Origin of the sequence: Rhodopseudomonas palustris (genome assembly GCF_034479375.1) — a bacterium.
Taxonomy (GTDB): Bacteria; Pseudomonadota; Alphaproteobacteria; order Rhizobiales; family Xanthobacteraceae; genus Rhodopseudomonas; species Rhodopseudomonas palustris_M.
The window spans coordinates 2,022,436-2,036,475 of sequence record NZ_CP140155.1 but is presented as its reverse complement, the minus strand read 5'-3'; the positions used below and the strand labels follow the sequence as shown (position 1 = coordinate 2,036,475).

The following is a 14,040-nucleotide window of genomic DNA, read 5'->3' as shown; positions in this document are numbered from 1 at the left end:
CTTTTCGGCTCTTTTCACGTTGTCCCGAGGCGCATGTCCCGGCGAAGCCGGCTGTTTGTCAAGCGCGCAGCCGCCCGCTCGGGCGCGGTTTCGGCGGTGGCGTTTCCGCCGAACCGCGCTATGATATGATCAGGAACATCTGATCGGACCCGATGCGCTACTCGAAGGAACACAAGCTCGAGACCCATGCCCGGATCGTGCGGAAGGCCTCCGTGCGGCTGCGCGAGAAGGGCGCCCACGGCGTCGGCGTCGCCGACCTGATGAAGGAGGCCGGCCTCACCCATGGCGGCTTCTACGCGCATTTTTCCTCGCGCGAGCAACTGGTGATCGAGGCCTTCGCCTACGCGATGGACCGCGCCAACGAACGCTGGCGCAAGCTTGCGGTGGACACGCCGCCGCACGAGATGCTGGCGATCGTCGTCGAAAACTACCTCTCTGCGGCGCATCGCGACGACCCCGGCCGCGGCTGCGCGGTGCCGGCGCTGGGCGCCGAGATCGCCCGCGAGAGCCCGAAGACGCGCCGCGCCTTCGCCGCCAAGCTCGAGCAGATGATCGCGACGATGGCGACGCGATTTCCCGAGGCGAGCCCGAAGGCCGCGCGCAAGCAGGCGATGGCGACGCTCGCCACGATGATGGGCGCGCTGCTGATGGCCCGCGTCGCCGGCACCGGGGAACTGTCCGACGCGATCCTCGAAGCCGGCCGCGACGCCGCTCTGGCCGGCGCCATGCCGACGAAACCGGCACCGAAAGCGCCGGCGAGACCGCGCGCGGCGCGAAAACCCGCGGCCGCAGCCGTGTCCCGAACCCGTACCAAAGCCGCGCCCCAGCGCTGATCGCCGTCCGTCCGCAGCGTTCGCCGGCGGCGCGGGCCTGCGGCGAGCGTTGCATTTTGGCAGGCGTCGGGCGCGTGCAGGCCCTTCCCAAACATCGAAAAAGGCTGTTCAAGGGGATCAGAAAACTGCCTTTCAGGAGGAACGGATGCGCACCATCGGTCATTTCATCGGCGGCAAAGAGGTCGAGGGCAAGTCGGGGCGGTTCGCCGACGTGTTCGAGCCGATGACTGGCGAGGTGAAGGCCAAGGTCGCGCTCGCCACCAAGGCGGAGATGCGCGCCGCGATCGAAAACGCCAGCGCCGCGCAGCCCGAATGGGGCGCCACCAATCCGCAACGCCGCGCCCGCGTGCTGATGAAGTTCCTCGACCTGGTGCAGCGCGATTACGACAAGCTCGCCGAGCTGCTGGCGCGCGAGCACGGCAAGACCATTCCGGACGCCAAGGGCGACATCCAGCGCGGCCTCGAAGTCGCCGAATTCGCCTGCGGCATTCCGCATCTGATGAAGGGCGAATACACCGAAGGCGCCGGCCCCGGCATCGATATCTATTCGATGCGGCAACCCTTGGGCGTTGTCGCCGGCATCACCCCGTTCAACTTCCCGGCGATGATCCCGATGTGGAAATTCGCCCCGGCGATCGCCTGCGGCAACGCCTTCATCCTGAAGCCGTCGGAGCGCGATCCCGGCGTGCCGATGGCGCTCGCCGCCCTGATGCTGGAAGCCGGCCTGCCGCCGGGCATTCTCAACGTCGTCAACGGCGACAAGGAGGCGGTCGACGCCATTCTGGACGACGTCGACATTCGCGCCGTCGGCTTCGTCGGCTCGTCGCCGATCGCGCAATACATCTACGAGCGCGCCGCGGCCACCGGCAAGCGCGCGCAGTGCTTCGGCGGCGCCAAGAACCACGCCATCATCATGCCCGACGCCGACCTGGACCAGACCGTCGACGCGCTGATCGGCGCCGGCTACGGCTCGGCGGGCGAGCGCTGCATGGCGATCTCGGTCGCGGTGCCGGTCGGCAAGACCACCGCCGACAGGCTGATGGAGAAACTGATCCCGCGCGTCGAGGCTTTGAAGATCGGTCCCTCGACCGATCCGTCCGCCGATTTCGGCCCGCTGGTGACCAAGGAAGCGCTGGAGCGCGTCAAGAACTACGTCGAGATCGGCGTCCAGGAAGGCGCCACGCTCGCCGTCGACGGCCGCGGCTTCAAGATGCAGGGCTACGAGAACGGCTTCTACATGGGCGGCTGTCTGTTCGACAACGTGACCCGCGACATGCGGATCTACAAGGAAGAGATCTTCGGCCCGGTGCTCAGCGTGGTCCGCGCGCACGACTACGCCGAAGCGCTGGCGCTGCCGTCGGAGCACGATTACGGCAACGGCGTTGCGATCTTCACCCGCGACGGCGACGCCGCGCGCGACTTCGCCGCGAAGGTGAATGTCGGCATGGTCGGCATTAACGTCCCGATCCCGGTTCCGATCGCCTACTACACGTTCGGCGGCTGGAAGAAGTCCGGTTTCGGCGACCTCAACCAGCACGGTCCCGATTCCGTGCGATTCTACACCAAGACCAAGACCGTCACCTCGCGCTGGCCCTCCGGCGTCAAGGAAGGCGCGGAGTTTTCGATCCCGCTGATGAAGTGAGGTAGACTCCGGTGGGGCCGGGTGCGGCCTCGCCGGAGTTCGAGGAGGTGTATGATGGCCGAAGCACAGCTACGTAGCCGCGTGGAGGAAGCGTTGGCCTCGTTCGAGCGGCGTGCCCGCGCGAAAGGGCGCACCTTCGATCAGGAGGTCGAGCTGCTCTTGCAGGGTGCAGAGAAGTTCACTCCCGAAGAACGTGTCGCGGTGTCTCACTATTTCCGATCACAGCATCCCGAGATACAACCCTCGCTCACTCTCGACGAGATCAGGGAAGGGTTGATGTGACCGATTTCATCGTCGACGCAAGTGTCGCGGTGAAATGGTTCGTTGCTGAACCGGACGCTCAGGCGGCCGATGAATTGTCGCTCGGCAGCGATCGGCTGTTCGCGCCTCAGATTATTTTCGGAGAGATTGCAAACGCGCTGTGCCGGAAAACATCGGCGGGGCTGATGTCTGCCATGGAGGCGGTCAGCTACTTTCGATCACTGCGTAGCTATTTCGACGGTATCGTGGCGACCGATGATTTGCTTGAGGCGGCTTTGCTCAACGGTTGTACCTTTCGTCATCCGGTTTACGATTTCATCTATCTCGAGGCGGCTCGTCGGATGAACGCAGTCATGATAACGGCCGACCGTCGCTTCGCCGCCAAGCTAGCCGGCACCGAACACGCCCGCTACGTGACCCTTCTCTCCGACTGGCAACCCGTATGACAATGTTCGACCTCAACGAAGATCAGCGCGCCATCCGCGACATGGCGCGCGATTTCGCGGCCGAGAAGATCGCGCCGCACGCGCTGCAATGGGACGAGGACAAGCATTTGCCGCTGGATGTGATCCGGCAGGCGGCGGCGCTCGGGATCGGCGGCATCTATATCCGCGACGACGTCGGCGGCAGCGCCATGACGCGGTTCGACGCCGCGCTGATCTTCGAGGCGCTCGCCACCGGCTGTCCGGCGGTGTCGGCCTTCATCTCGATCCACAACATGGCGGCGTGGATGATCGACAGCTACGGCTCCGAGGCGCAGCGGCAGCAATGGCTGCCCAAGCTGTGCAGCATGGAGCTGATCGCGAGCTACTGCTTGACCGAACCGGGCTCGGGCTCGGACGCCGCGGCGCTGCGCACCCGCGCGGTGCGCGACGGCGACGACTACGTGCTCAACGGCCAGAAGCAGTTCATCTCCGGGGCCGGCGCCAACGACCTCTATGTGGTGATGGTGCGCACCGGCGGCGACGGCCCCGGCGGCATCTCGACACTGGTGGTCGACAAGGACACGCCGGGGCTAAGCTTCGGCGCCAACGAGCGCAAGATGGGCTGGAACGCACAGCCGACCCGCGCGGTGATATTCGAGAACGCCCGCGTGCCGGTCGCCAACCGGCTCGGCGACGAGGGCATCGGCTTCAAGATCGCGATGGCCGGGCTCGACGGCGGAAGGCTCAACATCGGCGCCTGTTCGCTCGGCGGCGCGCAGTCGGCGCTGGGCAAGACGCTCGATTACATGAAGGAGCGCAAGGCGTTCGGCAAACGTCTCGACGAATTCCAGGCGCTGCAGTTTCGGCTCGCCGACATGGCGACCGAACTGGAAGCGGCGCGGACGCTGCTGTGGCGCGCCGCCGCGGCGCTCGACCGCAAGGATGCCGACGCCACCAAGCTGTGCGCGATGGCCAAGCGCTTCGCCACCGACACCGGTTTCAACGTCGCCAACGACGCGCTGCAACTGCACGGCGGCTACGGCTATCTCGCCGAATACGGCGTCGAGAAACTGGTGCGCGATCTGCGCGTGCACCAGATCCTCGAAGGCACCAACGAGATCATGCGGCTGATCGTGTCGCGCAAGCTGCTCGAGGAGAACCGATGAATATCGCTGTCACCGAGCCCGACCTGATCGTCCGGCGCGAGGGCGCGGCCGGCGTGGTCCGGCTCAACCGGCCGAAAGCGCTCAACGCGCTGACGCTGGAGATGGCGCGCGGCCTCGACGCCGCGTTGACCGAGTTCGAGGCCGATTCCGACATCGCGCTGATCCTGATCGAAGGCGCCGGTGAGCGCGGGCTGTGCGCCGGCGGCGACATCGTCGGGCTCTACAACAGCGCGCGCGAAGGCGGCGATCTCGGCAAAGTGTTCTGGCGCGAAGAATACGTCATGAACGCGCGGATCGCGAAATTTCCCAAGCCTTATGTCGCCTATATGGATGGCTTCGTGATGGGCGGCGGCGTCGGCATCGCCGGCCATGGCAGCCATCGCATCGTCACCGACAAGACCAAGATCGCGATGCCGGAAGTCGGCATCGGCTTCTTCCCCGACGTCGGCGGCACCTGGCTGCTGTCGCGCGCGCCCGGCGAGATCGGCACCTATTTCGGCCTCACCGGCGAGACCATGAACGGCGCCGACGCCATCTACGCGCAATTCGCCGACGCGTTCGTGCCGGCGTCGGCGTGGCCGGAATTGCGCACCGCGTTGACGGCGGCGTCCGCCGATGCCCATGCCGACAATGTCCGCGGCATTCTCGCGCGATTCACGATGACACCCGAGGCCGGGCCGGCGCAGCTTCATGCGCAGCAGATCGACCAATGGTTCGCCCACGACACCGTCGAGGAGATCTTCGCGGATCTGCAGCGTGACGGCTCGGAGTTCGCGCAGGCCACGCTGAAGGCGCTGCGGGCGAAGTCGCCGACCAGCCTCAAGGTCGCGCTGAAGCTGTTGCGGATCGCGCGCGACGCGGCGTCGCTGGAAGCCTGTCTGGTGCACGAATATCGCGCCGCGCTGCAAGTGTTCGTCAGCGACGATTTCGTCGAAGGCATTCGCGCTGCGGTGATCGACAAGGACCGCGCGCCGAAATGGCGGCCGGCGACGATCGAGGAGGTGACGCCGGACATCGTGGCGCGCTACTTTGAAGGTCGCGGCGCGGACGAGTTGCAATTTCCGGACTGAAGAGCCGGGCCCGCCGACAACAAAAAGGGGAGGACTATGACAGCCATCGCATTCATCGGTCTCGGCAATATGGGCGGCCCGATGGCCGCCAATCTGGCCAAGGCCGGCCGCAAGGTCGTGGGCTTCGATCTGTCCACCGACTCCTGCGACGCAGCCAAGGCCGACGGCGTCGCGATCGCGAATTCCGCGATCGACGCGGTGCAGGGCGCCAGCGTGATCGTCACCATGCTGCCCGCCGGCAAGCACGTGCTCTCGGTCTGGAACGAGATCCTGCCGCATGCGGCCCCGGGCTCGCTGATCATCGATTGCTCGACCATCGACGTCGAAAGCGCGGTGCAGGCGCACGCGCTGGCGGCGAAGGGCGGCATCGCCTCGATCGACGCGCCGGTCTCCGGCGGCACCGGCGGCGCCAAGGCGGCGACGCTCACCTTCATGGCCGGCGGCAGCGAGGCGGCGTTCGCCGCGGCCAAGCCGGTTTTGGAACAGATGGGCAAGAAGATCGTGCATTGCGGCGGCGCCGGCGCGGGGCAGGCGGCGAAGATCTGCAACAACATGATCCTCGGCATCTCGATGATCGCGGTCGGCGAAGCGTTCACGCTCGCCGAAAAGCTCGGCCTGTCGCATCAGGCGCTGTTCGACGTCGCCTCGACCTCGTCGGGCCAATGCTGGTCGCTGACCAGCTATTGCCCGGTGCCCGGCCCGGTGCCGGCGTCGCCCGCCAACAACGGCTACAAGCCCGGCTTCGCCGCGGCCTTGATGCTGAAGGATCTGAAACTGTCGCAGGAGGCCGCGCAAACCTCCGGCGCCGCGACCCCGCTCGGCGCCCACGCCGCCGAGCTCTACGCCGCGTTCGAACAGGCCGGAAACGGCGGCGCGGACTTTTCCGGGATCATCAACTACCTGCGTGAGCAGGGGAGGAAGTAAGCGTTTGATGTTTCGCACGGCGGCGCCACCATAGTGGCCGTCATGCGCGGGCTCGACCCGCGCATCCATCACTCCTCGGAAGAAGATGGATTGCCGGGTCAAGCCCGGCAATGACGGATGAAACTGGCGGTGGACGCTGTGCCTCGTGATCGAGGTGTTGCCATGACGACATTCCAACAGGCCCGTTCTTTCCTGCTCGACCATCGCACCGACTACGCCGCCGCGGTCGCCGGTTTCAAATGGCCTGATCCGGTGCCGTTCAACTGGGCGCTCGACTGGTTCGATGCCGAGTTGGCGACGTCCGGCAGCCGCAACCGTCCCGCTCTGTGGATCGTCGACGGCACCACCGGCCGGGAGGAGAAGCCGAGCTTCGCGCATCTGTCGAAGCGCTCCAACCAGGTCGCGAACTATCTGCGTGCCAAGGGCCTGAAGCGCGGCGATCATCTGCTGCTGCTGCTCGGCAACGTCGTGCCGCTGTGGGAGACGATGCTGGCGGCGATCAAGCTCGGTCTCGTCACCATCCCGGCGACCACGCTGCTGACGCCGGACGAGTTACGCGACCGGCTCGAGCGCGGCAAGGCCAAGGCGGTGGTCGCTGCGCCCGACCAGATCGCCAAGTTCAAGGGCCTCGGCGGCGACGATCTGCTACGCGTCGTGGTCGGCGACGCCCAGGACGGCTGGCTCAATTACGACGGAACCGCGCTGCAGCCCGACGTCTTCACGCCGGACGGCCCGACGCAGGCCGACGATCCGATGCTGCTGTATTTCACCTCCGGCACCACCGCGAAGCCGAAGCTGGTGCGGCACAGCCAGCGCAGCTATCCGGTCGGGGCGCTGTCGACGATGTTCTGGCTCGGGCTGCAGCCGGGCGACGTGCATCTCAACATCTCGTCGCCGGGCTGGGCGAAACATGCGTGGAGTTGTTTGTTCGCGCCGTGGAACGCCGGCGCCACGGTGTTCGTGGTCAACCAGCCGCGGTTCGACGCCAAGAGTCTGCTGGCGACGATCGGCCGCTGCGGCGTCACTACGCTGTGCGCGCCGCCGACGGTGTGGCGGATGTTCATCCAGGAGAAGCTCGCGGACTACAAGGTGCACCTGCGCGAGGTCTGCGGCGCCGGCGAGCCGCTCAATCCGGAAGTGATCGATCAGGTCAAGGCCGCTTGGGGCGTCACCATCCGCGACGGCTATGGCCAGACCGAGACCACCGCGATGGTCGGCAATTCGCCCGGCCAGAAGGTGAAGATCGGCTCGATGGGCCGGCCGCTGCCGGGCTATGTCGTGCGGATCACCGATGCCGACGGCCAGCCGGCGAAGGAGGGCGAGATCACGCTGGCGCTGGGCGACGCGCGGCCCGCCGGCCTGATGCAGGGCTATCAAGGCGAGGGTGGTAAGCTCAGCGGCGCGGACGGCGAGATCTATCGCTCCGGCGACGTCGCCTTCGCCGACGACGACGGCTATCTCACCTTCGTTGGCCGCACCGACGACGTGTTCAAATCGTCGGACTATCGGATCAGCCCGTTCGAACTGGAGAGCGTGCTGCTCGAACACGACGCCGTCGCCGAAGCCGCGGTGGTGCCGAGCCCGGACCCGATCAAGCTGGCGATCCCGAAGGCCTATGTGCTGCTGACGGCGGGCGCCGATCGCTCGCGCGACACCGCGCTGTCGATCTTCCGCCACATGCAGACGCGGATGGCGCCGTTCAAGCGCATCCGCAAGCTCGAGCTGGTCACCGAACTGCCGAAGACGATCTCCGGAAAAATCCGCCGCGTGCATCTGCGCCGGATCGAGCACGAGCACGACCAGACCGACTCGTTGCGCGGCGTCGAGTTTCGCGAAGAGGATTTCCCCGAGCTGAAAGCCGCGCCGGCGCAGGAGGGGTGAGGGCCTACACGCCAGTCCCGGGCGCGGTGCAGCGTGCAACGCTGCTCCGCAGACCCGGGACCCCGGTTCTCGTGCTGCGCGCAAACCGGGGCCCCGGATCAGCAGCGCACCACGCCGCAAGCGCGGCGCGCTGCGCTGCGTCCGGGGCACAATGCAGCGTCCGTTGCACGGGAATGATGGGCGCGCACCATCCTCTCGTTCGTCATTCCGGGGCGCGCGTAGCGCGAACCCGGAATCTCGGGAACGTCGCACGGCCCTTCGGTCGTCATTCCGGGATGCGCCCTCGGGGCGCAGGCCCGGAATCCATAACCCCTGCGCTATCATTTTGATAACAGAGCTCCACCGCCGTGCCTCACCGCCGCTGCTGCGGCGTATGGATTCCGGGCTCGCCGCTGCGCGGCGCCCCGGAATGACGGGGTGAGGTTGTACATAGCACTGCGGGATTCCGGGTTCGCGAGCTGGCGCTCGCGCCCCGGAATGACGGCGATTGGTGCCGGTCCGCTCGATGAGCGCGCTTGCCGCTTACTTGTATTCCCGCTCGTCCCACCACGGGAAATACGCCGGCATGTCGGCCGTCACCTTGTTCTTGAACTGCGCCGGGCGCTTTTCCAGGAACGAGGAGACGCCTTCCTTGACGTCGTCGGAGCGGCCGCGTTCGTAGATGCCGCGGCTGTCGATCTTGTGCGCCTCCATCGGATCGTCGGCGCCGAGCATCCGCCACATCATCTGCCGGATCAGCGCCACCGACACCGGCGCGGTCTTGGCGGCGATCTCCTTGGCCAGCGTGCGCGCGGTCTCGAGCAACTGATCGGCCGGCACGACGCGGCTGACCAGTTTGCCGTCGAGCGCTTCCTGCGCCGGGAACACGCGGCCGGTGTAGCACCACTCCAGGGCCTGAGCGATGCCGACGATGCGCGGCAGGAACCAGCTCGACGCCGCTTCCGGCACGATGCCGCGCTGCGAGAACACGAAGCCGAACCGCGCCGCCTCCGAGGCGATGCGGATGTCCATCGCGAGCTGCATGGTGACGCCGATGCCGACCGCCGGGCCGTTCACCGCCGCGATCACCGGCTTGAGACACTTGAAGATCCGCAGCGTCACCTGGCCGCCGCCGTCGCGCACCTGCGGGTCGGCGTAATCGACCGAACCGTCGGCATTGCGCCGCACCGGGCCGCGGCGGGCGTCGCGATCGAAGGTGTCGGCGCCGGACGACAGATCGGCGCCGGCGCAGAACGCGCGGCCTTCGCCGGTGACGATGACGGCGCGGATATCGTCGTCCGCATCCGCCCTGTCGAACGCCTCGATCAGCTCGCGCTGCATCGCCGGGTTGAAGGCGTTGAGCTTCTCCGGCCGGTTCAGCGTGATGGTGAGAATCTGGTCGGCGACCTCGTATTTGATCGTCTCGTAGGACATCTGGTTTCCTCCAGCGTGTTTTTGATTATGAGTCGTCATGGTCGGGCTTGACCCGCCTGCGGGGCCGAAGCCCCGTCGGCGCGGCGAAGGCCCGGCCATCCATCCTTATGAAGGAGATGGATGCGCGGGTCGAGCCCGCGCATGACACTGTGCACGTGACACCGCGCGCGTGACTAAGCGCCCGGCGGCACCGGCCACGGCTGCTGCGGGGCGCGAACATCTTCGAACGCCTTCGCCATCCGCAGCACGCCGAGATCGTCGAACCGCCGGCCGACGATCTGCACGCCGATCGGAAAGCCGTTCGAACTGTAGCCGCCGTTGATCGACGCCGCCGGGTTCTCGGCCATATTCCACGGCACGGTATAGAGAATGTGGTCGAACGGCATCTCCGGATCGTCGAGCGGCGAGGGCAGGTCGGCGGGGAAACTCACCACCGGCGCCACCGGCGAGATCAGGTAATCGATCTCGGCGAACAGCTTCGCCGCCATCGCGCGCACCGCCATGGTCTGGTTGAAGCCGCGCATCACCTCGACGCCGCTGAGCGCCGCGCCGCGCTCGGCCCAGCGCACGATATAGGGCAGCACTTGCGCGCGCTGCGCCTCGCTGAGCTTCGACACGTCGTCCCACATCCGCGCCCGCCAGAAATTGTCGAGCCCGTCCATCATCTCGCGGGTGAAGTCGAGCGTCACCTCGCGCACGACCGCGCCCTGCGCCTCGAAGGCGCGCGCGGCGCTCAGCACGACGGCTCGCACCTCGTCCTCCAGCGCCATGCCGAAGCCGAGATCGGTGACGAGCCCGATCGTCTTGCCGCGCAGATCGGTCGCCAGATCGTGCCAGGCGAAATCGTTCGGCGGCAGGTTCATGCCGTCGCGCGGATCGGGCAGCGACAGCACGCTCATCATCAGCGCGGAATCGTCGACGGTGCGGGTCATCGGCCCGGCGCAGCGGCCGACATAAGGCGGGTCGATCGGCACGCGGCCGAGCGACGGCTTCAGCGCGAACAGGCCGCACCAGTTCGCCGGCAGGCGAACCGAGCCGCCGATGTCGGTGCCGAGATGCAGCGGGCCGTAGCCGGCAGCCCCCGCCGCGCCGGCGCCGGAGGACGAGCCGCCGGTGTTTTGCGTGGTGTCCCACGGATTGCGGGTGACGCCGTGAAAGCTCGACAGGCCGGACGACAGCATGCCGAAATCCGGCATCGTGGTCTTGGTCCAGAGGATCGCGCCGGCCTCGCGCAGCCGCGCCGCGGGCGGCGCATCGACCGGCGCCGGCGTCGGCGCGGTGATCGGCACGCCGAGCGGAATCGGCACGCCCTTGGTCGCGACGTTCTCCTTGATGGTCACCGGCACGCCGTCGAGCACGCCCTGCGGCTCGCCCTTGCGCCAGCGCGCTGTCGACGCCTTGGCGGCATCGCGCGCGCCGTCGGGATCGAACGCGTACAGCGCCTTCAGATGCGGCTCCCAGCGCTGCGAATGCGCGATGACGTCGTCGATCACCTCGGACGGAGAGAACTGCTTGGCGTAGTAGCCGGCGAGTAGCTCGGTGGCGCTGAGGTCGTGCAGCGCGGTGGTCTTGTTCATGACGCCGTCAGACATTGGCGGTCGCCGGCAGACGGGTCTCGATGATGCGGGCGAACATGCTGGCGCCGATCGGCAGGATCTTGTCGTCGAGCACGTAGCCGGGATTGTGCACCGGCACGTCGCCGTCGTGGCCGACCCAGAAATACGCGCCGGGGATCGCCTGCAGCATGTCGGCGAAATCCTCGGAGCCCATCTTCGGCTGCTCGCGCAGCTTGACGTTGGCGTCGCCGACCACGCCGCGCGCCACCGCGGCGACGACCTCGCTCTGCTCCTGCTGGTTCACCAGCACGCTGAAGATGTCGCGGATCTCGACGCTGATCTCGACGTCGAACGCCGCCGCGATGCCGGCGGCCAGCGCCCGCATCCGCTCGCGCACCAGCTTGCGGATGTCGTCGGAGAAGGCGCGGACGGTGCCGGCGAGCCGCGCTTCGCCGGGGATGACGTTGTAGGCCGAGCCGGAATGGATCTGCGTGATCGACAGCACCGCCGATTGCAGCGGATCGACGTTGCGGCTGACGATGGTCTGCAGCGCTTGCCCCAGCGTCATCGCGATCACCACCGGGTCCTTGGAGCGTTCCGGCATCGCGCCATGGGCGCCGTAGCCGGAGATGGTGATGTCGAAGAAATCGGCGCCGGCCATCGCCGGGCCGGGCAGGATCGCGATCTCGCCATGGGCGAGGTCGGGCGCGTTGTGCAGGCCATAGAGCTCGTCGCAGGGGAATTTCTGGAACAGCCCATCCTTCAGCATCGCGCGCGCGCCGCCGAGGCCTTCCTCGGCCGGCTGGAAGATGAAATGCACGGTGCCGTCGAAATTGCGAGTCTCGGCGAGATAGCGCGCGGTGCCGAGCAACATGGTGGTGTGGGCGTCATGGCCGCAGCCGTGGAAGCGGCCGGGGATGGTCGAGCGCCACGCCAGATTGGTGTGCTCCTCCATCGGCAGCGCGTCCATGTCGGCGCGCAGGCCGATGCGGCGGCCGCCGTCACCGTTGCCCTTCAGCACGCCGACCACGCCGGTGCCTCCGAGCCCGCGATGCACCTCGATGCCCCATTGGTCGAGCTTCTCGGCGACGATGTTGGAGGTGCGGACCTCCTCGAAGCCGATCTCCGGATGCATGTGGAGATCGCGGCGGATCGCGGTCAGTTCGTCGGCAAAGGCATCGATGCGGTCGATGGTCGGCATGTCTGGGAGCACCCTTGGTGGTCTGGTTGACGTGAGGTGAAACAGTCGCAGCGCCTGTATGCAAGGATCGGGCAAGGAATCTGGATCGGGCGAGGATCCCGGCAAGCCACGCGCAGGGCCGGGCGGGACGTAGGCGGAGCCGGCCTCGGCCCGACGCGCAGGGCTTGCAGCATCTCACCCGACAATGCCTGGCAATGTCAAAGCGCACCGCGCGCCCAGTCCCCCCGCGCCCGCAACCCCGCTTTGCGTTGCGCCCCGCCCTCGACTATGAATGCGGCGATCTGGCGCGGATCGAGGCACCGCCGCGACCCACCGCGCCGGTTGCGGGCTTTCGGGACACAGTGCACGACGGCACCCCTGTCGCGGGCCGCCCGGTGATTTGCACCGGACACCTGCGGCCGATGTGGTCGGATGCAATGACGGCCCGAACGAGCCCGATGCGGACGTGGCGAAACTGGTAGACGCAAGGGACTTAAAATCCCTCGATGGCAACGTCGTGCGGGTTCGACCCCCGCCGTCCGCACCAGGGTCTTTGATGAGGCGAATGGTCCGGCAGGCCGATCGTGCCGCGATGGCGGTGAGCGATCGCAGCGAAGTTCTGGTCAGCGTTGGACGAGCCGGTGGAGCAGATCGTCCGGTCCCCGCACGCCGCCGGTCTCGCGCAGCCAGGCTTCGGACAACTCCCTGATCTCGCCCGGCGTCATTCCGAACTGCCGGCGGAAGGCGCGCACGAAGGTGGAGTCGCCGCTGAACTGCAGATCGACCGCGAGGTCGATCAGACGCTGGCCCCGCGCGCCCGGCGTAATCAGCAGGCGCAGGGCGCGATTGAGCCTTTGATCCTGGACGTAGCGCGCAAGCCCGCCGTCGGGACCGAACAGCCTGTACAGGCTCGCGCGCGACACCTGAAAGCGACGGACCAGGCCGTCGACGCTGAGCGCGCCGGTGTCGAGATGGGCGTCGATGTGGTGCTTGATCGCCGCCAGCAGCAATTCTCGCTCCGCGCGTCCGACGGCGCCGCGGGCGTCGGCCGAACGCCCGGCGACCTCCGCCATCACATCGCACATGAATTCGACCGCGGTCTTGCTGTCGGCGGCCGCGTTGGCGCTGTCGGATTGCTGCAACAGCACCGCGAACTGATCGGCGAGCAGGCGGGCTCTGCGATCGGTCGCCGGTAGCAGCGTTGCGGTCACCGAGTCCGGATGCGCCAGCCGCGGCACCAGCAGGAGACGTGGCACGATCAGCGTGACCAGCCTCGAGCGTTGGTCGCCATCGCCGGTCAGCACCGTCCGGTTCGGCTGCGCCATGTCGATCAGGCAGATGTCGCCGGGCTGCAGCGTGATCTCGCGGCGGCCGGAGGCGAACCGCATCTGCCCCTGCAGGCACAGCGTGAACTGATAGTGATCGAGGCCGCCACGCGCGACGTGCGCCGCGGAGCGGTCGTATTGCAGCGGTGGCGAAGCGGTGTCGATCAGCAGCCAGCCGCCGGCCAGCCTGGTCGTCGATGTGATGTGAAAATCGGCCGGCGGGCCGAGCGGGGTGACGTCGCAGATATCCGTCGTCGCCGCGCGCAAATCCGCCAGCGTTTGCTGGAGGATGCGGGGATCGGCCGCGATTTCGCTCATGTCTCCCTCGTCTGCATCATCGTCCGACGAGGCCCAACCGACCTGT

General features: G+C 67.4%; 12 protein-coding genes and 1 tRNA gene. 9 read left to right on the top strand and 4 right to left on the bottom strand.

Annotated features, from left to right (window positions below):
• Positions 1–152: 152 nt before the first annotated feature.
• The 8 genes from SR870_RS09205 (at position 153) to SR870_RS09170 (ending at position 8,202) form a co-directional block, all read left to right on the top strand.
• The gene (locus SR870_RS09205; protein WP_322517666.1) at positions 153–833 is read left to right on the top strand and encodes a TetR/AcrR family transcriptional regulator; all 681 of its coding nucleotides are present in this window, start codon (positions 153–155) and stop codon (positions 831–833) included.
• Positions 834–978: 145 nt separating this feature from the next.
• Complete coding sequence (locus SR870_RS09200) at positions 979–2,475, top strand: CoA-acylating methylmalonate-semialdehyde dehydrogenase (RefSeq protein WP_322517665.1); 1,497 nt, start codon at positions 979–981, stop codon at positions 2,473–2,475.
• A 54-nt stretch (positions 2,476–2,529) separates the two neighbouring features.
• On the top strand, positions 2,530–2,757 hold the full coding sequence (locus tag SR870_RS09195; protein WP_322517664.1) for a hypothetical protein: 228 nt from the start codon (positions 2,530–2,532) through the stop codon (positions 2,755–2,757).
• The gene (locus SR870_RS09190) at positions 2,754–3,182 is read left to right on the top strand and encodes a type II toxin-antitoxin system VapC family toxin (RefSeq protein WP_322517663.1); all 429 of its coding nucleotides are present in this window, start codon (positions 2,754–2,756) and stop codon (positions 3,180–3,182) included. The genes SR870_RS09195 and SR870_RS09190 overlap by 4 nt, the downstream gene beginning before the upstream one ends.
• Positions 3,179–4,327, top strand: a complete 1,149-nt coding sequence (locus SR870_RS09185) for an isobutyryl-CoA dehydrogenase (RefSeq protein WP_322517662.1) — start codon at positions 3,179–3,181, stop codon at positions 4,325–4,327. Before SR870_RS09190 ends, SR870_RS09185 begins: the two co-directional genes overlap by 4 nt.
• A complete protein-coding gene (locus SR870_RS09180; RefSeq protein ID WP_322517661.1) occupies positions 4,324–5,397 on the top strand; it encodes an enoyl-CoA hydratase/isomerase family protein in 1,074 nt (357 codons plus the stop codon). Before SR870_RS09185 ends, SR870_RS09180 begins: the two co-directional genes overlap by 4 nt.
• A 36-nt stretch (positions 5,398–5,433) precedes the next feature.
• Complete coding sequence (gene mmsB, locus SR870_RS09175; protein ID WP_322517660.1) at positions 5,434–6,321, top strand: 3-hydroxyisobutyrate dehydrogenase; 888 nt, start codon at positions 5,434–5,436, stop codon at positions 6,319–6,321.
• 162 nt (positions 6,322–6,483) lie between these two features.
• Entirely contained in the window at positions 6,484–8,202 is a 1,719-nt protein-coding gene (locus SR870_RS09170; protein ID WP_322517659.1) for an AMP-binding protein, read from the top strand.
• Between the two features lie 522 nt (positions 8,203–8,724).
• Here the strand turns inward: SR870_RS09170 and SR870_RS09165 are convergent.
• The 3 genes from SR870_RS09165 to SR870_RS09155 all read right to left on the bottom strand — a co-directional run bounded on the left by SR870_RS09165 (position 8,725) and on the right by SR870_RS09155 (position 12,372).
• Positions 8,725–9,615, bottom strand: coding sequence for a crotonase/enoyl-CoA hydratase family protein (locus tag SR870_RS09165; protein WP_322517658.1), 891 nt, complete (start codon positions 9,613–9,615; stop codon positions 8,725–8,727).
• A 173-nt stretch (positions 9,616–9,788) separates the two neighbouring features.
• Complete coding sequence (locus tag SR870_RS09160) at positions 9,789–11,207, bottom strand: amidase (protein ID WP_322517657.1); 1,419 nt, start codon at positions 11,205–11,207, stop codon at positions 9,789–9,791.
• Positions 11,200–12,372: a M20 aminoacylase family protein gene (locus tag SR870_RS09155; protein ID WP_322517656.1), complete on the bottom strand. Its 1,173-nt coding sequence runs from the start codon at positions 12,370–12,372 to the stop codon at positions 11,200–11,202. The genes SR870_RS09160 and SR870_RS09155 overlap by 8 nt, the downstream gene beginning before the upstream one ends.
• A 439-nt stretch (positions 12,373–12,811) precedes the next feature.
• On the opposite strand from SR870_RS09155, the gene SR870_RS09150 reads away from it, so the two are divergent.
• Positions 12,812–12,898 (top strand) — tRNA-Leu (locus SR870_RS09150).
• Positions 12,899–12,974: 76 nt separating this feature from the next.
• On the opposite strand, the gene SR870_RS09145 is transcribed toward SR870_RS09150, so the two are convergent.
• The gene (locus SR870_RS09145) at positions 12,975–13,994 is read right to left on the bottom strand and encodes a helix-turn-helix domain-containing protein (protein WP_322517655.1); all 1,020 of its coding nucleotides are present in this window, start codon (positions 13,992–13,994) and stop codon (positions 12,975–12,977) included.
• Between the last annotated feature and the right edge of the window lie 46 nt (positions 13,995–14,040).

Bases quoted from the DNA above. Each gene is read 5' to 3' on its own strand.
- SR870_RS09200 (WP_322517665.1), top strand. From the start codon at position 979: ATGCGCACCATCGGTCATTTCATCGGCGGCAAAGAGGTCGAGGGCAAG.
- SR870_RS09145 (WP_322517655.1), bottom strand. From the start codon at position 13,994: ATGAGCGAAATCGCGGCCGATCCCCGCATCCTCCAGCAAACGCTGGCG.
- SR870_RS09195 (WP_322517664.1), top strand. From the start codon at position 2,530: ATGGCCGAAGCACAGCTACGTAGCCGCGTGGAGGAAGCGTTGGCCTCG.
- SR870_RS09170 (WP_322517659.1), top strand. From the start codon at position 6,484: ATGACGACATTCCAACAGGCCCGTTCTTTCCTGCTCGACCATCGCACC.
- SR870_RS09185 (WP_322517662.1), top strand. From the start codon at position 3,179: ATGACAATGTTCGACCTCAACGAAGATCAGCGCGCCATCCGCGACATG.
- SR870_RS09180 (WP_322517661.1), top strand. From the start codon at position 4,324: ATGAATATCGCTGTCACCGAGCCCGACCTGATCGTCCGGCGCGAGGGC.
- SR870_RS09205 (WP_322517666.1), top strand. From the start codon at position 153: ATGCGCTACTCGAAGGAACACAAGCTCGAGACCCATGCCCGGATCGTG.
- mmsB (WP_322517660.1), top strand. From the start codon at position 5,434: ATGACAGCCATCGCATTCATCGGTCTCGGCAATATGGGCGGCCCGATG.
- SR870_RS09160 (WP_322517657.1), bottom strand. From the start codon at position 11,207: ATGTCTGACGGCGTCATGAACAAGACCACCGCGCTGCACGACCTCAGC.
- SR870_RS09155 (WP_322517656.1), bottom strand. From the start codon at position 12,372: ATGCCGACCATCGACCGCATCGATGCCTTTGCCGACGAACTGACCGCG.
- SR870_RS09165 (WP_322517658.1), bottom strand. From the start codon at position 9,615: ATGTCCTACGAGACGATCAAATACGAGGTCGCCGACCAGATTCTCACC.